The organism is Micrococcus sp., assembly GCF_034179925.1.
Classification (GTDB): domain Bacteria; phylum Actinomycetota; class Actinomycetes; order Actinomycetales; family Micrococcaceae; genus Micrococcus.
The window spans coordinates 13,871-30,704 of the sequence record NZ_JAXFPG010000010.1; the positions used below are offsets into that span (position 1 = coordinate 13,871).

Genomic DNA, 16,834 nt, shown 5'->3' on the forward strand with positions numbered 1-16,834 from the left:
GGTGGGGGACGGTCAGGAGTACACGTGCGGGGCGAGGGTGCCCACGAAGTCCAGGTTCCGGTACTTCTCCGCGAAGTCCAGACCGTAGCCCACCACGAACTCGTTGGGGATGTCCTTGCCGACGTACTTGACGTCGATCTCCACCTTCATGGCGTCCGGCTTGCGCAGGAGGGTGCAGATCTCCACCGACGCCGGGCCGCGGGTCTCCAGGTTGGCCTTGAGCCAGGAGAGGGTGAGGCCGGAGTCGATGATGTCCTCCACGATCAGCACGTGGCGGTCGGTGAGGTCGGCGTCGAGGTCCTTGAGGATGCGCACCACGCCCGAGGACTTCGTGCCGGAGCCGTAGGAGGAGACGGCCATGAAGTCCATCTCCACATGGGTGTGCAGGGCACGGGTGAGGTCTGCCACGACCATCACGGCGCCCTTGAGCACCGCCACGATCAGCAGGTCCTTGCCGGCGTAGTCACGATCGATCTGCCCGGCGAGGTCGCGGATGGTCTCCTGCACCTCCTCACGGGACATGAGGACGTGGGTGAGATCGTTCTGGACATCCTGTGCGTCCATGCTGGGGCCGCTCCTGAGAGGTGAGAGTGCGTGGGCCTGCGCGCGCCGCACCGGATCAGGGTGCGGGGCGCCGGAAGAGCACGACCAGTCTGGCACACGGGACCGCCGCGCTCACGACGTCGGCCCCCTCTGCCCTCTCCCCCGGCACCCGGGTGCGCCAGGCCTCCAGGGGACCGGGCAGCTGCACGGGCCCGGCCGAGCCGCCGATGTGCGCCCCGGTCACGAGGGCGTCCACAGCGAGCAGCCGTTCCCGGGTGGGGGCCGCCCCGCCGGCGGCGCGCACCGTCAGGGCCAGCACGCGCCGCCGCACGGCCGCCGGCAGGGCCGCCAGGGCCGTCAGGTCCAGGGCCCTCTCCCCCGGGCCGGCCGGCACACCCAGGCGGTCGGCCTCCTGGCGGGCCCAGCCGTCGAGGGCCTCGGCGTCCTCGGCCGCGAGCGCGGCGGTTCGCACGAGTCCGGCGCGCAGGCCGGGGCCGAGGCCGGCGTCGGGGTCCTCGAGGGCGGGGAGCACGCGGGTGCGCAGGCGTGAGCGCAGCAGGGCCGGGTCCGCGTTGTGGGGGTCGGTGAACCAGGCCAGCCCGGCCCAGCGGCAGATGGCCTCGGTGTCCTGGCGGGTGAGCCCCAGCAGGGGGCGGGCGAGGTCGACCCGGTGCGGCAGTGTGCCGTGGGCGGGGATGCCGGCGAGCGATCGGGTGCCGGAGCCGCGGGCGAGGCCGAGCAGGACCTGTTCGGCCTGGTCGTCGGCGGTGTGGGCGGTGAGCACGAGCGGTTGGGGGGTGTGGGTGAGGGCGGCGCGGGCGAGCGCCTCGCGGCGGGCGGTCCGGGCGGCGGCCTCGGGGCCGTCGCCGGTGGGGCTGACGTGCACCCGGGTCAGGTGTACGGGGGCCAGGCCTAGGCGTCGGGCGGTCCGGGCGGCGGCCTGGGCGACGGCGTCGCTGCCGGGCTGGAGGCCGTGGTCCACGACGACGGCCCCCACGGGGCCGAGCTGTTCGCCGGCTCGGGTGCGGGTCAGCACGGCGCAGGCGGTGGCGAGCGCGAGGGAGTCGGCGCCCCCGGAGAGCGCGACAAGGGCGCGGGGGGTAGCGGGTGCGGGGGTGGCGGGTGCTGCTGTGGCCGAGGACTCCGGGGCGGACAGGGTGGTGCCGAGGGCGGTGACGGCCCGATGCAGGGGTTCGGGCCAGCGCACGGCCGGCGGCCAGGGGCCGTGCAGGCCGGGCAGGACGGCGGCCGGGTCGGAGGGTGATGCCGGCCCCGGAGACGTTGGGGGCCCGGGAGGCGCTGCGGGCACGGGCTCAGGCCTCGGCGCGGACACGGGCGGTCCAGCGGGCCGGGTGGTGCAGCTCCTGCTCGGTGGGCAGCAGCTCGGGGCTCTGCCACACCGTGTTGAACCCGTCCATGCCGAGTTCCTCGACGGCGGCCGCCACGAACCGCTGCCCGTCCCGGTACTGGGCCATCTTGGCGTCCATGCCCAGCAGACGGCGGATCAGGCGGTCCAGTGGGGGGCGGTGGCGCCCGCGGGCGTCGAACCGGCGGCGGATGGTCTTCACGGAGGACACCACGGAGGCGTCCACCCCGTCCATCACCACGTTCGCGTGCCCCTCCAGCAGGGACATCACGGCGGTCAGCCGGGACAGGCGTTCCCGGCCCTGCTCGTCCTGCAGGGCCCCCAGCAGTCCGGGCGAGGGCGCGGACGGGGCGCGGCCGGCGTCGTCGCTCCCCCGGCGGCGGGCGGTGAGCCCGACCAGGGCGGCACGCAGGCGGTCGGGCAGGGAGTCGGCGGTGTCGAACAGCCCCGTGGTGAGGGCGGTGATCTCGGCGCGCAGGTGCTCGCGCAGCCAGGGGGCGGCGGCGAACTGCACCCGGTGGGTCTGCTCGTGCAGGCACACCCAGAGGCGGAAGTCGGCCGGGTCCACGTGGATCTCGCGGCGCACCTGCGCCACGTTCGGGGCCACGAGCAGCAGGCGCCCGCCGGAGGGCTCCGGCCCGCCGAAGGGGTCGTACTGGCCGAGCACCCGCCCGGAGAGCCATGCGAGGATCCCGCCCGACTCCAGGGCCGCGGCCCGGGCCGTGACGGGTGAGGACGCCGCCTCGTACTCCCGGGGGCGGGTGTGCTGCAGGTGTGCGAAGGTCGGGGCGAGCAGGGCCTCGAAGCCCTCGACGGCGGCCGCCGACCACGTGGGGCGGTCCACCACCAGCACGGTCGAGTCATGCAGGTCCCGTGCCGCCTCGAGTCCGGTCAGCCGGTGTACAGGGGCCACGGCGGCCTCCGCAGCGGACCGCAGCCCTTCGGCCTCCCGGTGGGCCTCCCGCGCGGACAGGCGCGGGCCGGCCGGGGCGAGCGCCCCCGCGGTGCGGGCGGCGAACGCCCAGTCCACGGGTTGACGGAGGGCGGCGTCCGGGGAGCTCATGGGCCCATCAGACCACACGGGGCCGGAGCACGCCGGGCCTCGGCCACCCCGGGCCAGGCCTGGCCGGGCCGCAACCGCTCCGCCTCGGGCCGGTTCACAGCCCGGCCAGGGCTGCGGCGACCTGGTCTGCGGACCGCCGCGCCGCCGCCACCTCCCCGTCGATCCCGTCGAGCACCACGCTGAACACCAGTTCCCCGCCGGAGGCCGGGCGCACCGTGCCCGTCAGGGACACCGTGCCCATCAGCGTGCCGGTCTTCGCCCGCACCCGCCCCTGCGCGGGAGTGCCCACGAGCCGCTCCCGGAGGGTCGAGTCCGTGCCCGGTGCCGGCAGGGACGCGGCGAGCCCGGCCGTACGGGGCTGCTCGGCCGCCGCGGCCAGCACCTGGGTGAGGGCAGCGGCGCTCATCCGGTCCGCCGGGGCCAGACCGGAGGCGTCCGCGGCCACCAGATCCTCACGGTCCGCCCCGAGCGTCTCGGCGGTGGCCCCCAGCAGGTCCGCGACGCCGGCCGGGCCCGCCTCCCGCCCGGACTCCACCGCCGCCACACGTGCGAGGGTCTCGGCCACCTGGTTGTCCGAGTGCGCCAGCAGGAACTGCACCTGCTCGGCCACCGGGGCGGACTCGACCTCCGCCGCGGAGGCGGTGGCCCCCACCACCAGGCGGGGGGCCGCCGTCGTGAGCACGGGCCCGTCCGCCACGGTCAGCCCTGCGGCCTCGGCCCGGTCGGCGAGAGCGGAACGGAAGGCGGCAGCGGCGAACGCGGCAGGGTCCTCCACGCGGTCGTCCGCGATGCCGCGCACCGGGCGCGCCCCATAGGTGGCCAGCGCATGCACCGGGGCGATGTACCCGGCGGTGTAGAGGTCCTCCGGCCAGGCCGGGTTGCGGCCCGTGCCCGGCAGCAGGCGGGTGTCCACGCTCACCCGCACCGGCCCCTCGACCCCCGCGGCGGCCAGGTGCTCCACCGTCTGCGCCGCCAGGGTGCCCAGACCCGCCCGGCCGGAGACCGCCGAGGGGTCCGAGGCCCCAACACCCAGCAGGGAGTCGCCCCCACCCACGAGCACCACCTCCGCCCCGGAGCCGTCCACCCCCGGCAGCACCACGGTGCGGGTCACGAGCGTGCGCTCCGGGCCGAGGGTCTCCAGCACGGCCGCCGCCGTGAGCACCTTCAGCGCGGACGCCGGCGGCACCGGGGTGTCCGCCGCCACGTCCACCAGCGGGCGGCCCGTGGCCGCGTCCCGCACACTCACATGGGCGGTGCCCGGGGCCCCGGCCAGGGCCTGCACGATGGCGGCCCGCAGCTGTGCCGCCGCAGGCCCCTCAGCGGGGGCCGCCGTGGCCGACCCGGACGGCGTGGGCGAGGAGCTCGGCGAGGCCGGGGAGGACGAGGCGGACGGGCCGCCGGGGGTGGGGGACGCCGTCGTCGTGACGGGGGTGGAGGACGAGGTCTCCGCCGGGGCGGGGCTCCGGCGCTCTGCCACGAGGGCGGGCACCAGGAAGTCGCGGGCGAGCATCGCCAGGAGGACAGCCACGGCGAGGGCCAGGAGGACGGCCGTGACGACGGTCAGGCGCGAGGCCCGGGGGCGGGGGGTCATCCCCCGGTTCTACCACGGCTCAGACCGGGCCTGCCGGGCGCGCGGTGGGTAGGCTGGCCCCGACCGCCGGGCGGCTGGGCCGCCCGCTCCCACCGACCCCACCAAGGAGATGCCATGGCGCACGACGTCACCATCGAGATCCCCGCGGGCTCCCGCGTGAAGTACGAGTTCGACCACGAGACCGGCCGCCTGCGCCTGGACCGCGTGCTGTTCACCTCCATGCAGTACCCCACGCACTACGGCTACTTCGAGAACACCCTCGGCGAGGACGGCGACCCGCTGGACGCCCTCGTGTGGATCCCGGACGTGGACCTGATCCCGGGTGTGGTGGTGGAGGCCCGCCCGATCGGCGTGTTCCACATGACCGACGACGGCGGCGGCGACGCCAAGCTGCTCTGCGTGGCCGCGGACAAGCGCTTCGACCACATCACCGAGCTGGAGGACATCAACGAGTTCCTCAAGCAGGAGATCGAGCACTTCTTCACCCGCTACAAGGACCTCGAGCCGGGCAAGTGGGTCAAGGCCGAGGGCTGGGAGGGCCGTGAGGCCGCCGAGAAGGAGCTGCAGGCCTCCATCGAGCGCTTCGAGGCCGAGGGCGAGCACTCCCCCTCCGACGAGCCCCAGGGCCGTGAGGTCCAGACCGAGGAGGCCTCCCCGGCCACCGAGCAGGGCGACGAGACCGACGTCCCCCAGGGCCGCTGACCCCAGCGCTCCCGTTCGAGAAACAGGAGGTTCCCCGGGCGCTTTCGTTCGAGAAACGGGAGGTTCCCCGGGCACTTTCGTTCGAGAAACGGGGGGGGCTCCCCGCTGAGCCCACGACGACGGCCGCTCACCTACACGGGTGTGCGGCCGTCGTCGTGCGTGCGGGGGGTGCGCGCCGGCACGCCTGGCAGAATGAGCCCCCATGTTCGTGCTCACCATCAACCAGCGGGACACCGCCGACGCCGGCGACCGCGTGGACGCCCTCCTGCGCCGTCTGCGCACGGCTGAGGCGGCCGTTCCGGGCCTCGCCGCGGCCCCCCTGCCGTTCCAGCGCTCGCTCGGCGACGAGGTGATCGGTGCCGTGGAGGACCCGGCCGTGGCCGTGGACGTCGCCCTGCGCGCCCTGCGCGAGCGGCGCTGGAACGTGGGGGTCGGCGTCGGGATGGTGAACCACGCGGACGGCACCCCGGGTGCGCCGGCCGGCGGGTGCGTGCACGACGCCGCCGGGCCGGGTCTGGCGGCGGCGCGTCGGGCCGTGGAGGCGGCGGCCCTGTCCACCGCGCGGATTCCCCTAGCTGTGCGGGGGCGCGATGCGGAGGCCGCAGCGGAGGCGGAGGCGGTGCTGAAGCTGGTGGGTCAGCTCGTGTGGACGCGCACGGACGCCGAGTGGGCGGTGCTGGATCTGCTGGTCCCCGGGGTGCGGGGTCAGCAGAGGCCGGCCGCGCAGGCGCTGGGGATCAGCGTGCAGGCGGTCTCGCAGGCGGTGCAGCGCTCGTTCTGGAACGAGGAGCACGCGTGCCGGCCGGCGGCGGCTCGTCTGCTGGGGCTGGCCGCGGGCTGACCTGTGGGCGGGGCCGGCTGACTTGATGGGGCTGGCCGGGACCGGGACGACGAGGGCCCCCTGGCTCCCGTTTCACACACGGGAGCACCCTGGGAACCTCCCGTTGCACACACCGGAGCGCTCCGAGAGGCTCCCGTTTCTCGAACGAAAGTGCCCGGGGGACCTCCCGTTTCTCGAACGGGAGCTCAGAGGAGGGAGTGGAGGACGTCCGCGAGGCCGTGGTCGTCCACGTGCCCGGTCACCTCGTCCGCGGCGGCCCTGACCTCGTCGGCCGCCTGGCCCATGGCCACGCCGCGCCCGGCCCACTGGAGCATCTCGATGTCGTTGCGGCCGTCTCCCACCGCCACGGTGTCGGCCACGTCCACGTGCAGCACGGTGCGCAGCGCCTCCAGCCCCGAGGCCTTGGTGATGCCGGCGGCGGCGACGTCCAGCCAGGCCGTCCACCCCACCGAGTAGGTCACCCCGGACAGGCCGATGCCCTCCACCGCCCGGCCGAACTCCTCGGCGGAGGCATCCGTGGAGAACACCACCAGGCGCACAGCGGTGGTGCCCATGAGCTGTTCGAACGTCACACCCTCGGCGGCCACCCCGAAGGACATGTCCTGGAACCGCTCGGTGGACACGAACGAGCCGTCCGGCAGCTCGAGCGCGTACTTGGCCCCGGGCAGCCGGTCCCGCAGCTGGGCCAGCACCGAGCGCGGCTCGAAGGTCCGCAGGTCCGTGACCTCGTACCCCTTCTCCAGGGACGGGTCCAGGCGCAGGGTGACCCCGCCGTTGGAGCAGACCATGAACCCGGTGCTGATCCCCAGCGAGCGCGCCACCGGCAGGGTGGCCCCCCGCGAGCGCCCCGTGGCGATCACCACATGGTGCCCGGCCTCGACGACGGCCCGCACGGCCTGCCGTACCGGCTCGTGGAGGTGGCCGTCATGGTCCACGATCGTTCCGTCCACATCCAGGCACACGAGCTTCTTCGTCATGCCCTCCACCCAACCACACGGGCCGGACACCGAGACGACGCGCGGGTGAACGAGTGGGTGAACGCACGGGTCCGGGGCCGGGCTCCCTCCCGGTGCCCCGGCCCCTCCTGGCCGCCCACCTCCCGGGCCCGCCTCCGGCGCCCCGCCTCGCTCACCGCAGCCCCATCCGCTGCGCCGCCCAGGGCAGCTGGTCCTCGAACGCGCGGGACCACACGTGCCAGGAGTGCCCGCCCGGGTAGGTGCGCAGCTGCAGGTCGAGTCCGGCCCGACGGGCGCTGCCGGCCAGCTCGCGGGGCACGGGCATGCCCACGTAGCGGTCGCCCTGGCCGACGCTCACGATCCCCTGCACGGAGCGGTAGGCCCCGCGCGCCCCGGGCCCGCGGCCGTGCTCGGCCTGGGCGAACAGGCTGAGGGGGTCGTTGGCCTCGTACGCGGCACGGTCCCCGCCGAAGCCCTCGGAGATGGTCCGCTCCTCGCCACCCAAGTCCGGGTGCAGCTCGCCGGAGAGCACGAGCACGCTCCCGTAGGCGTCGGGAGTGCGGGCCACGGTCTGCAGGGCGCAGGTGGCGCCGTTGGAGATCCCGCCGATCGTCCAGTGGTGGCGGTCCGGGTCCACCTGCAGGGTCTGCTCCACCCAGGCGGGCACGTCCCGGGCCACGTAGGCGGCCACGTCCCCGTGGGGTCCGTCGGAGCACAGCGGGTTCACCAGGGACCCGCCCAGGGGGTCCACGCTCACCAGGATCGGGGCCAGTCCCCCGTGGGCGGCGGCGTAGGCGTCGAGGGTCTCGGCGGCGCGGCCGGGGCCCACCCAGTCCGTGGGGGTGCCGGGCACGCCGGCCATGAGCACGAGCACCGGCAGGGCCGGGCGCGGGTCCGCGTGGTAGGCCGGGGGCAGGTAGACGACGGCGTCGCGCGGGGAGAACGAGGGGTCCGAGGCGGGCAGGGGCACGGTGGAGACGGTCCCGTGCTCGGGCAGCCCGGGTGGGGGCGTCCACGACGACGCCGGCACCACCGTGCGCGCCTCCTCGCCGCGGGCGGTGTCCCAGTCGGTCCAGTGCACGTGGGCGCCGGTCATCACGGCCAGGGACTCGTAGGTGCAGTAGTGGGCGTTCACCCCGAGGGTCACCGTGAGCGCGGTGACGGCGGCCGCGCCGATTCCGGCCAGCCCCCAGCGTCCGGGATGGGGGCGCCAGGGCCCGGCGAGGACCTGGCCGAGCACCAGCAGTGCCAGGCCCGCCCAGGCGAACACCGCCGGTGCCACGCCGTCGGCGAAGGGCGCCCACACCCGGTTCACCCACCACCAGCCCGCCACGGCCAGCACGGCCGGCACGAGCAGCAGGCCCGCCTGGGCGGCCCGGGGCAGGCGGCGGGTGCGCCACCACCACAGGCCGGCGGCCACGAGCACCGCTGCGGCCACGCAGAGGGGTGTCATCCACGGTTCCAGCAGGGGCGTATCGAGGATCCAGGCGGGGAGGCGGTCCATGTCAGTCGCCCTTCCTGCACAGCTCCTGGCCGGCGCGCACGAGGTCACCCAGCCCCATCTCCGGCAGGTAGGCCCGGGTCAGGGCGGCGCCCACACGGGGCAGGTCGGCCGGGTCCGGCAGGCACAGGCGCAGCGGCACGTGGTCGGGGCCGAACTTCTCCTTGAACGCGTGCAGGGAGCGGAAGCCGTACACGGGCTCCAGCCGGGCGCCGAGGGCGTCCAGGAGGCGGTCGACCACGCCGGCCGGGTCCTGTTCGGAGCGCTCCCTGGCGCGGGCCAGCGGCGCCCCGGACAGGGACACCAGGTGCAGCCCCTCCTCCTGGGCGTCGAGCACGGCGCGGGCCAGGAGGAACTCCATGACCGGCCGGAAGCCGCCGTCGGCACGGCGCATGAAGTCCAGGGTCAGGCCCACCTGGGTGCCGCCGTCGAACACTGGCAGCCAGGAGGTCACCCCGTGCACGCGGCCGGTGCCGTCCTCGGCCACGAGCAGGCGCACGGCCGGGGAGTCCAGCTCGGCGAGACCGCCGAGGGTGAAGCCCATCTCCGGCAGCTCCTTCTCCGCAACCCACGCCTCGGAGATCCCACGGATCTGCTCGCGCAGGTGCGGGCCGGCCTCGGCCCAGGTGGTCCAGCGGGCGCTCACGCCCTCCTTCGCGGCCCGGTTCTGCGCGGTGCGCAGGTCCTGGAATCGCTTGCCGGAGAACGTGACGGCGCCCAGGGCGATCACCGCCTCCTCGGCGACCTGCACACTCGTCCAGCCCTGGGCGTCGGCGGCGACCGCGGCCGGCGGGTGCACGGAGTAGAGCGCGGGCACGAGGCAGTGGGCCACACAGTGCTCGGCGAACTGGCGCAGCACCACGGGCAGGTCGGCCTCGGCGCACAGTGGGTCGCCCACGGTCAGGGCCACATCCTGGTGCACCCGGTAGGACACCGCCCCCGGATGGGTGGGCGAGCGCCACAGCCGGTTGCCCGCCCAGGTGCCCATCCAGGCCATGGTCGCGGAGGCGGGGGCGAGCTCGCGCACGACGTCGGCCCGGCCGTCGTCGTCCGCAGTGTCCGCACCCACCGGGCGCAGGCCGCGCCACAGCAGCACGGCGGCCACGAGCCAGGGCAGCAGAGGCGGCCACTCCACGAGCAGACGGGCCACGGGCCCGTCGGGCAAGGCCAGCGGGGTGAACACGGTGAGCGCGGTGGTGGGCAGCAGGGCGATGAGCCCGTCCACGGCGAGGGCGCCGGCATCCGCAGCGGGACGGAACTGGCCGGCCACGGCCAGGCCGATGCCCACGGTGGCCAGCACGGACACCGCAGCGGCCGCCGGCACGGCCACGGCCAGGAGGCGGAAGGCGCCCTGCGGGGCCCGGGCCCGGAACAGGCGGCGGTGGGCCAGCACGAGCACGATCACCCCCACCGGCACGAGCACGGGCGCCACCAGGCGGGCCAGGAGGGCGGCATCGGTGGACCTGCCCACCGGGCTGAGGGTCAGCGTCCACGCCACGGAGCCCACATGCGCCACGGCGAGGGCGGCGAGCACCCCCTGCAGTGCCACGGTGCCCACCAGGGCGGCGCGCCGGCCCCGCCGCAGCCCGTCCGCGAGCACGAGCTGCAGCACCAGCGGCATGGCGGCCAGCAGCACCGCTCCGGGGCCGGTGGCGGTGAGCACGTAGGTGCCCCGGGCGCACTCGCGCACCCGGGAAGCGTCCTCACACGCCCGGGCCACCTGGTCGGCGGTGACCCCGGTGTGCGCGAACATCCAGCGGGTGGCCGCAAGAGGCCCCACCAGGTGGGGTGAGCCCAGAGCGAGCACCGTGCCCACCACGACGGCGGCCACCGCCGTGGCCACCAGCACCCGCCGCTCGCTGCGGCTGCCCACCGGGGCCGGGGCCGCACCGGCACGCCGGGCGGCCCGGCGTGAGAGCAGCCCGCCGATCGCGACGGCCACACACACGGTGGCCTCCAGGGGCGCCCCGGAGAACAGGGCGGCGGCCGCGGTGACGGGCACCAGGAACGTCAGCAGCCGCCTCCGCCACAGGGCCGGCCAGGCGGGCATGGCCAGCAGCCCGGCCACCGCCAGGCCCGCCCAGGGCCCGTGCACGGGGTCACGGGAGAGCACCTGCCCCCAGGCCGGGTCCGCCACACGCACCAGCACGGTGATCGCGAGCACGCAGAGCACTGCGGCGAGGTGGCCGAGCACCATGCGCAGCACGAACCGCCCGGACCCGCTGACCCGCTCCACCGGTGGGCCGATCAGCGCGAGTGAAGCCACCGCCGCCGCCCAGGCCCAGGGGGCGGGGCTGGCGGGCAGGGAGGTCAGCAGGGTGGGCCAGGTGCCCGGCAGGCTGCCCAGCCGCACGGGGGCCACCCCGGGCAGCAGCGGGCCGAGGGCGACGACGGCCAGCAGCACCGCCGTGGCCGGCGCACCCCGGAACCACCGCCCCACGCGGTGCAGCGGGCCGGCGGCGGCGTGCTCGACGGGGGCTCCCTCGGGGCGGGGTGGGGGTGCGGCGGTCGATCCCATGACCTCTCCTGGGCGGTGCGGACGGCGCACCTGCGCCGAGGACACCCCAGGGTAGGACTCCCGCCTGGGCGCCGGCGTCCCACCCTGGTCTGATTCCTCCCCGCGTCCCTCCGCCGGACGTAGCATGCGGGCATGCTCCACCACGCCGAGTACGGCGACCCCGCCGGGGTGCCCGTCGTCCACTTCCACGGCACCCCCGGCTCCCGCTTGGAGGGCGGCGCCCTGGATGCGGCCGCCCGCACCGCCGGGGTGCGGCTGATCGTGCCCGACCGGCCCGGCATGGGGCGCAGCCCGCACGTGCCCGGTCGCCGCCTGCAGGACTGGCCCGCCACGTTCACGCAGCTGCTGGACGGGCTCGGCGTGGAGCGGGTGGGGGTGCTCGCATGGTCCGGGGGCGGCCCCTACGCCGTCGCCGTGCTCGCCCACGCACCCGAGCGGGTGCGCTCCGTGGGCCTGCTGGCCCCCGCCGGCCTGCTGCCCCGCGTGCCCTGGGCCAACCGGCTCATGCCCCACGTATACATGCCGGTGGTGTCCCTGGCCGCCCGGGCCCGGGACTGGGGGCCGACGGCGGCGCTCGCCCAGTACCGGATGCGGCGGGCCCGCACCCGCCTGGAGGTCCCCGAACGCACACCGCTGGCGCCCTCGGCCGCCGCCGTGCTCGCCGACTCCTGGCGGGAGGGGTTCCGGCACGGCCCGGCCGGGCCGATCCGCGACGAACTGGTGATCAACGAGGACTGGGGCGCGCTGGTGCCCCGGGCGCGCGCCGCCGTCGACCAGGGAGTGCCCGTGCGGCTGTGGCACGGACGCCGGGACCGCACCGTGGCCCACCGGCACAGTCGGCGCCTGGCCTCGGCCCTGGGCGCCTACCTCGTGGACTCCCAGGAGGGCGACCACGCCGGGGCGCTGCTGGTGAGCGGCCCGGAGGCGCTCGCCTTCCTCAGCTGAGCAGCTGAGCTGGCCGGGCCGGTGTCGGCGGCTCAGGTCTCTTCGAAGTGGTCAGGCCGGCTCGAAACGGTCAGGTCTGTTCGAAACGGTCAGGCCAGCTCGAAGCGTTCCAGACCACCCAGGTACGGGCGCAGGGCCGCCGGCACCGTGATGGAGCCGTCCGCGTTCTGGTGGTTCTCCAGGATCGCGACGATCCAGCGCGTGGTGGCCAGGGTGCCGTTGAGGGTGGCGACCATGCGGGTGCCGCCCTTCTTGGCGTTCGAGCCGGACCCGTCCTCCTTCGCCACGCGCTCGCGGATGTTCAGGCGGCGGGACTGGAACGTGGTGCAGTTCGAGGTGGAGGTCAGCTCGCGGTAGGTGCCCTGCGTGGGGACCCACGCCTCGCAGTCGAACTTCCGCGCCGCGGACAGGCCGAGGTCGCCGGCGGCGATGTCGATCACCCGGTAGGGCACCTCGATGGCCTGGAGCATGGTCTCCTCCCACTCCAGCAGGCGGGCGTGCTCGGCCTCCGCCTGCTCCTGGGAGCAGTAGACGAACATCTCCAGCTTGTTGAACTGGTGCACCCGGATGATCCCGCGGGTGTCCTTGCCCGCGGAGCCGGCCTCGCGGCGGTAGCACGTGGACCAGCCGGCGTAGCGCACGGGGACGTCCACGTCGAGGATCTCGTCCGCGTGGTAGCCGGCCAGGGCCACCTCGGAGGTGCCCACGAGGTAGAGGTCGTCGCGCTCGAGGCGGTAGATCTCGTCGTCGTGCTGGACGTCGAACCCGGTGCCCTGCATGGTCTCCGGGCGCACGAGCGTGGGCGGGATGACCGGGACGAACCCGTTCTCCAGGGCCAGGTCCAGGCCCATCTGCATGATCGCCAGCTCGAGGCGGGCGCCCACGCCCTTGAGGAAGGAGAACCGGGCGCCGGAGACCTTCGCGCCGCGCTCCATGTCGATCCCGCCGATCAGCTCGCCCAGCTCCAGGTGGTCGCGGGGCTCGAAGCCCTCCGCGGCGAAGTCGCGCGGGGTGCCGACCTGGCGGACCACCACGAAGTCGTCCTCGCCGCCGGCGGGGATGCCCTCGATGATCAGGTTGGGGAAGGCGCGCTGCTCGCGCAGGAGGGCCTCCTCGGCCTCGTTCGCCGCCGCTTCGGCGGCCTTGACCTGCGCGGCGAGCTCCTTCACCTCGGCCAGCAGGGCCTGCTTCTGCTCACCCGAGGCCTGGGCCACGCGCTTGCCGAAGGCCTTCTGCTCCGCGCGCAGCTCCTCGAAGCGGGCGATCGATGCGCGGCGGGACGCGTCCGCCTCCACGATGCGGTCCACCAGGGACACGTCGGCTCCGCGGGCCTGCTGGGAGGCGCGGTACTTCTCGGGCTGCTCGATGAGGTCCTTGACGTCGATCACCCCGCCAGCCTATCGCCCGCCCCGCTCCCCGGGGTCAGGACGACGACGGCGGCCGGCTCCCCGTCCCTGCCCGGTGCCGGGCGCCCACCCCTAGACTTGCCGCATGTCTGAGCCGTGGTGGAACTCCCCGTTGGTGATCGCCCTCGCGGTCCTGCTGGTCCTGGGGGTGGCCTCGGTGCTGCTGGGCCGGTTCGTGGAGCGGACGCTCCGCCGGCATGCGCAGGAGCGGGAGGAGCAGTTGCAGGAGCTGCGCCGGCTGCATGCCCAGACCCAGCAGCGGCTCGAGACGATGGAGGCTCAGGCCGGGCAGACCCTGCGTGCCCTCCAGGAGCGGGTCCAGGCGCAGGCCGAGGCCCCGGAGCAGGCGCGGCCCGGTGCCGCAGCCCCGGGTGCGGTACCCGGGCAGGGCCCCCAGGTGGCCCTGGTGGTCAACCCCACCAAGTCCGGCACGCGGCAGCTGCGCCTGATGTTCCAGGCGCTGGCCATCGAGGAGGGCCTCGGGCCCGTGCTCGTGTTGGAGACCACTGCGGAGGACCCCGGCTCGGCGATGGCCCGGCAGGCCGTCGAGGCGGGGGTGAGGACCGTCGTCGCCGCCGGCGGGGACGGCACGGTGCGCACCGTGGCCGAGCAGCTGACCGGCACGGATGTGGCCCTGGGTGTGGTCCCGCTGGGCACCGGCAACCTGCTGGCCCGCAACCTGGATCTGCCCATCCATGACGTCGAGGAGTGTGCGTGGATCGCCCTGACGGGCCACCGGCGGCAGATCGACACCGTGGAGGTGCAGCTCACCGGTGAGGACGGCCAGCGCACCCGCCAGACGTTCACCGTGATGGGCGGCACCGGCTACGACGCGGAGATCATGGGGGACACCAAGGACGAGCTCAAGGACAAGGCCGGCTGGCTGGCCTACTCCGAGGCGGGCCTGCGCCACCTGGGCGGCCGGCGGCACCGGATCGAGGTGTCCTTCGACGGCGGCCCGTTCGAGACGCACTCGATGCGTTCGCTGCTGGTGGCCAACTGCGGCATGCTCACCGCAGGGATGGAGCTGCTGCCGGAGGCGAAGCTGGACGACGGCCTGCTGGACGTGCTGATCCTCTCCCCGAGGAACACGATGGACTGGGCGCGCATCGCGGTGAAGACCCTGACCCGGCACCGCCGGGACCTGGACTCCCTGCAGACCCGTCAGGCTCGCCGGGTGCAGGTGCGCCTGGTCGATCCGATGCTCTCCCAGCTCGACGGCGACGCCACCGGCCGCATCACCGCCCTGGAGGCCCAGGTGCGCCCGAACTCGCTGACCATGATGATCCGCGACGAGGACGGCGCCTCCCTCCGCTGACCCCAGCACCCCCGTTGACGAAACGGGAGCCTTCCAGACCACTTCCGTTGACGAAACAGGAGATGCCCCGAGCGCTCCGGTGCACGAAACGGGAGATCCCCCACGCACTCCGGTGCACGAAACGGGAGCTCAGCGCGAGCGCAGCGCGCGGACCCACTCCCGACCGGCCCGGTAGGCCTCGTCCGTGGTGTGCTCCGGCACCGCCACCGGCTGCCGCTCCGCCCGCGGATACGACCCCAGGAACCGCACCCCCGGGAAGCTCCGGTGCAATGCGGCCAGCGCCGCCCCCACCCGCTCCTCGGCCAGATGCCCCTCGAGGTCGATCGAGAAGAAGTACCGACCCATGCCCTCCCCCGTGGGCCGGGACTCGATCCGGGACAGGTTGATCCCCCGGGTGGCGAACTGGTCGAGGATCTCCCGCAGGGCGCCGGGGTGGTCCTCCGGCAGCGGCACGGTCAGGGTGGTCCGGTCCACACCGGTGGGCACCGGCAGCGGCCCGGCCGGGCCGACCAGCACGAACCGCGTCACCGCCCCGGTCACGTCCTCGATGCGCTCGGCCAGCACCGGCAGCCCGGTCTGCTCGGCCACGAGCGGGGCGCACACGGCGGCGTCGAACGCGGGAACGACGCCGGCCGCCGTCGCCGTGCCGGAGGCCTGCTCCCGCGGGGTGTCGGGGCGGTCGCTGCCGGCGATCAGGGCGCGGGCGCCCGCGGCGGTGGAGCCGGCGGGGGTGAACTCCGCCTGCGGCAGGTGGGCCTCCATCCAGCCGCGCACCTGCGCCCACGCGTGGGTGTGTGTGGTGACCCGGCGCACCTGGTCGAGCCCGACGCCGGGCCGCCCCACGAGCACGAAGCTGATGGGCACGAGCGCCTCGGCGAGGATCTGCAGGCCCTCGTCCACGGAGATCTCATCCAGGGTGGCGCTCACGCCGCCCTCCACCGAGTTCTCCATGGGGACCACAGCGAACTCCGCCTGCCCGCCGCGGACCGCCGCGAGCGCGGCCAGCACCGACCCGACGGGCACGGCCTCGACAGGCTCGGGGCCGGTGATCCTGCGCAGCGCGGCCTCGGTGAACGTGCCGGCCGGGCCGAGGAAGGCGTACCGGGGCCGGCCGGGGTGCGCCGCGGGGCCGGTCCCGGTCCCGCTCTCGGGCTTGGTCCCGGGCTCGGTGGCGGGCTGTTGCGGGGCGGTCACTTGACGGTGGGCTCGGCGCCGCCGTCGGCCTCCATGGGCTTGCCGGCCTCGAGCCAGGCCCCGGAGCCGCCGGCCACGTTGATCGCGGAGTAGCCGCGGGCGACGAGGAACTCGGCGGCGCGCGCGGAGCGGCCGCCGGTGCGGCAGATCACGTAGTAGTCGGTGTCCGGGTCCAGCTCGTCCTCGTAGCGCTCGGGCACCTGGCCCAGGGGGATGTGCTGGGCGCCGGCGGCACGGCCGAGGACGAACTCGTCGTCCTCGCGCACATCCAGGATGTGGGCGTCGGCGGGGACCTGGTCGACGGAGACGGTCTCGAAGAGGCTCATGGGGCCCAGGGTAGTCGGCCGCCCTGACACCCCATACCTCTTGTTGTGCTCCCGGCTCAGCGGCAGACAAACTCCAAGGAGAACCCCGCGACGTCATCCCTCACCCAGGACCCGCTCGGACTCAAGACACATGAAAGGACTCCCATGTTCTCTCACAACCGAACTGGCATCATTCCCGTCCCGGAGCTCCTTGCCTCCGCCGGCGGCATCCTGGCGGTCGATTCCCTCCGCCGAGACGCCCTCGGTGAGAATCCGTGGTGGTACGTCGCCGTCGCAGGGGTCGTCGCCCTCGCCCTGTTCGCATGGGGCATCCAACGCTCGGCCCGTCTCGGCGCAGCGTTCGTGGTCAAGACCGTCCTGTTCTTCCTCGGACTCGGCCTCCTACTGGCGTGGCCCAGCCCCTGGGCCTCCGCCGTCATCGTTCTCGGAGCCGTCCTGTACGCCGTCGGCTACGTCATGTGGTCCTCGCGGACCACTCCTCGCGCGACGAACGAGTAGGTCTCGACCGCTTGACCCCACCATCCACTGACTGGGGACCGTCCCACTTCCGAAGCGGTCCTCAGC

Annotated in this window: 15 protein-coding genes; 5 read left to right on the top strand and 10 right to left on the bottom strand. The window is 74.9% G+C overall.

The window, feature by feature from the left end; translation table 11 throughout:
• Positions 1-12: 12 nt before the first annotated feature.
• The 4 genes from hpt to dacB form a co-directional block, all read right to left on the bottom strand.
• Positions 13-564, bottom strand: a complete 552-nt coding sequence (gene hpt, locus SPI96_RS02030; RefSeq protein WP_321080702.1) for a hypoxanthine phosphoribosyltransferase — start codon at positions 562-564, stop codon at positions 13-15.
• Between the two features lie 55 nt (positions 565-619).
• Positions 620-1,750, bottom strand: coding sequence for a tRNA lysidine(34) synthetase TilS (gene tilS, locus SPI96_RS02035; protein WP_321080703.1), 1,131 nt, complete (start codon positions 1,748-1,750; stop codon positions 620-622).
• A 106-nt stretch (positions 1,751-1,856) separates the two neighbouring features.
• Positions 1,857-2,972, bottom strand: coding sequence for a zinc-dependent metalloprotease (locus SPI96_RS02040; protein WP_321080704.1), 1,116 nt, complete (start codon positions 2,970-2,972; stop codon positions 1,857-1,859).
• A 94-nt stretch (positions 2,973-3,066) separates the two neighbouring features.
• Positions 3,067-4,563: a D-alanyl-D-alanine carboxypeptidase/D-alanyl-D-alanine-endopeptidase gene (dacB, locus tag SPI96_RS02045; protein WP_321080705.1), complete on the bottom strand. Its 1,497-nt coding sequence runs from the start codon at positions 4,561-4,563 to the stop codon at positions 3,067-3,069.
• Between the two features lie 114 nt (positions 4,564-4,677).
• Here dacB and SPI96_RS02050 point away from each other — a divergent pair, with 114 nt between their 5' ends.
• Both SPI96_RS02050 and SPI96_RS02055 read left to right on the top strand, forming a co-directional pair.
• Positions 4,678-5,265 (top strand): inorganic diphosphatase, encoded by a 588-nt coding sequence (locus SPI96_RS02050; RefSeq protein WP_321080706.1) that lies wholly within the window; start codon positions 4,678-4,680, stop codon positions 5,263-5,265.
• A gap of 202 nt (positions 5,266-5,467) precedes the next feature.
• Positions 5,468-6,106 (top strand): hypothetical protein, encoded by a 639-nt coding sequence (locus SPI96_RS02055; RefSeq protein WP_321080707.1) that lies wholly within the window; start codon positions 5,468-5,470, stop codon positions 6,104-6,106.
• Between the two features lie 185 nt (positions 6,107-6,291).
• Here the strand turns inward: SPI96_RS02055 and SPI96_RS02060 are convergent, their stop codons facing one another.
• From SPI96_RS02060 to SPI96_RS02070, 3 genes are all read right to left on the bottom strand, one after another.
• Entirely contained in the window at positions 6,292-7,083 is a 792-nt protein-coding gene (locus tag SPI96_RS02060; protein WP_321080708.1) for an HAD family hydrolase, read from the bottom strand.
• A gap of 151 nt (positions 7,084-7,234) precedes the next feature.
• The gene (locus tag SPI96_RS02065; protein WP_321080709.1) at positions 7,235-8,566 is read right to left on the bottom strand and encodes an alpha/beta hydrolase-fold protein; all 1,332 of its coding nucleotides are present in this window, start codon (positions 8,564-8,566) and stop codon (positions 7,235-7,237) included.
• Position 8,567: 1 nt separating this feature from the next.
• On the bottom strand, positions 8,568-11,081 hold the full coding sequence (locus SPI96_RS02070; RefSeq protein ID WP_321080710.1) for a DUF2156 domain-containing protein: 2,514 nt from the start codon (positions 11,079-11,081) through the stop codon (positions 8,568-8,570).
• A gap of 132 nt (positions 11,082-11,213) precedes the next feature.
• On the opposite strand from SPI96_RS02070, the gene SPI96_RS02075 reads away from it, so the two are divergent.
• Positions 11,214-12,026: an alpha/beta hydrolase gene (locus SPI96_RS02075; protein WP_321080711.1), complete on the top strand. Its 813-nt coding sequence runs from the start codon at positions 11,214-11,216 to the stop codon at positions 12,024-12,026.
• Positions 12,027-12,115: 89 nt separating this feature from the next.
• On the opposite strand, the gene serS is transcribed toward SPI96_RS02075, so the two are convergent.
• Positions 12,116-13,414 (bottom strand): serine--tRNA ligase, encoded by a 1,299-nt coding sequence (gene serS / locus SPI96_RS02080; protein WP_321080712.1) that lies wholly within the window; start codon positions 13,412-13,414, stop codon positions 12,116-12,118.
• A 103-nt stretch (positions 13,415-13,517) separates the two neighbouring features.
• Between serS and SPI96_RS02085 the strand changes: the two genes are divergently transcribed.
• Positions 13,518-14,750 carry a diacylglycerol kinase family protein gene (locus SPI96_RS02085; RefSeq protein WP_321080713.1) on the top strand — a complete coding sequence of 411 codons (1,233 nt, stop codon included), beginning with the start codon at positions 13,518-13,520 and terminating at the stop codon, positions 14,748-14,750.
• Positions 14,751-14,879: 129 nt separating this feature from the next.
• Here the strand turns inward: SPI96_RS02085 and pheA are convergent, their stop codons facing one another.
• Both pheA and SPI96_RS02095 read right to left on the bottom strand, forming a co-directional pair.
• Positions 14,880-15,944 (bottom strand): prephenate dehydratase, encoded by a 1,065-nt coding sequence (pheA, locus tag SPI96_RS02090; protein ID WP_321080714.1) that lies wholly within the window; start codon positions 15,942-15,944, stop codon positions 14,880-14,882.
• Positions 15,941-16,270 (bottom strand): rhodanese-like domain-containing protein, encoded by a 330-nt coding sequence (locus SPI96_RS02095; protein WP_321080715.1) that lies wholly within the window; start codon positions 16,268-16,270, stop codon positions 15,941-15,943. The genes pheA and SPI96_RS02095 overlap by 4 nt, the downstream gene beginning before the upstream one ends.
• 144 nt (positions 16,271-16,414) lie before the next feature.
• On the opposite strand from SPI96_RS02095, the gene SPI96_RS02100 reads away from it, so the two are divergent.
• Positions 16,415-16,768: a hypothetical protein gene (locus SPI96_RS02100; protein ID WP_321080716.1), complete on the top strand. Its 354-nt coding sequence runs from the start codon at positions 16,415-16,417 to the stop codon at positions 16,766-16,768.
• Positions 16,769-16,834 lie beyond the last annotated feature (66 nt).

What these genes read in the sequence shown, in the direction of transcription:
- SPI96_RS02070 (WP_321080710.1), bottom strand. Translation starts at nt 11,081, where the DNA reads ATGGGATCGACCGCCGCACCCCCACCCCGCCCCGAGGGAGCCCCCGTC.
- SPI96_RS02085 (WP_321080713.1), top strand. Translation starts at nt 13,518, where the DNA reads ATGTCTGAGCCGTGGTGGAACTCCCCGTTGGTGATCGCCCTCGCGGTC.
- SPI96_RS02100 (WP_321080716.1), top strand. Translation starts at nt 16,415, where the DNA reads ATGTTCTCTCACAACCGAACTGGCATCATTCCCGTCCCGGAGCTCCTT.
- SPI96_RS02060 (WP_321080708.1), bottom strand. Translation starts at nt 7,083, where the DNA reads ATGACGAAGAAGCTCGTGTGCCTGGATGTGGACGGAACGATCGTGGAC.
- SPI96_RS02065 (WP_321080709.1), bottom strand. Translation starts at nt 8,566, where the DNA reads ATGGACCGCCTCCCCGCCTGGATCCTCGATACGCCCCTGCTGGAACCG.
- SPI96_RS02075 (WP_321080711.1), top strand. Translation starts at nt 11,214, where the DNA reads ATGCTCCACCACGCCGAGTACGGCGACCCCGCCGGGGTGCCCGTCGTC.
- hpt (WP_321080702.1), bottom strand. Translation starts at nt 564, where the DNA reads ATGGACGCACAGGATGTCCAGAACGATCTCACCCACGTCCTCATGTCC.
- dacB (WP_321080705.1), bottom strand. Translation starts at nt 4,563, where the DNA reads ATGACCCCCCGCCCCCGGGCCTCGCGCCTGACCGTCGTCACGGCCGTC.
- SPI96_RS02095 (WP_321080715.1), bottom strand. Translation starts at nt 16,270, where the DNA reads ATGAGCCTCTTCGAGACCGTCTCCGTCGACCAGGTCCCCGCCGACGCC.
- SPI96_RS02055 (WP_321080707.1), top strand. Translation starts at nt 5,468, where the DNA reads ATGTTCGTGCTCACCATCAACCAGCGGGACACCGCCGACGCCGGCGAC.
- SPI96_RS02050 (WP_321080706.1), top strand. Translation starts at nt 4,678, where the DNA reads ATGGCGCACGACGTCACCATCGAGATCCCCGCGGGCTCCCGCGTGAAG.
- SPI96_RS02040 (WP_321080704.1), bottom strand. Translation starts at nt 2,972, where the DNA reads ATGAGCTCCCCGGACGCCGCCCTCCGTCAACCCGTGGACTGGGCGTTC.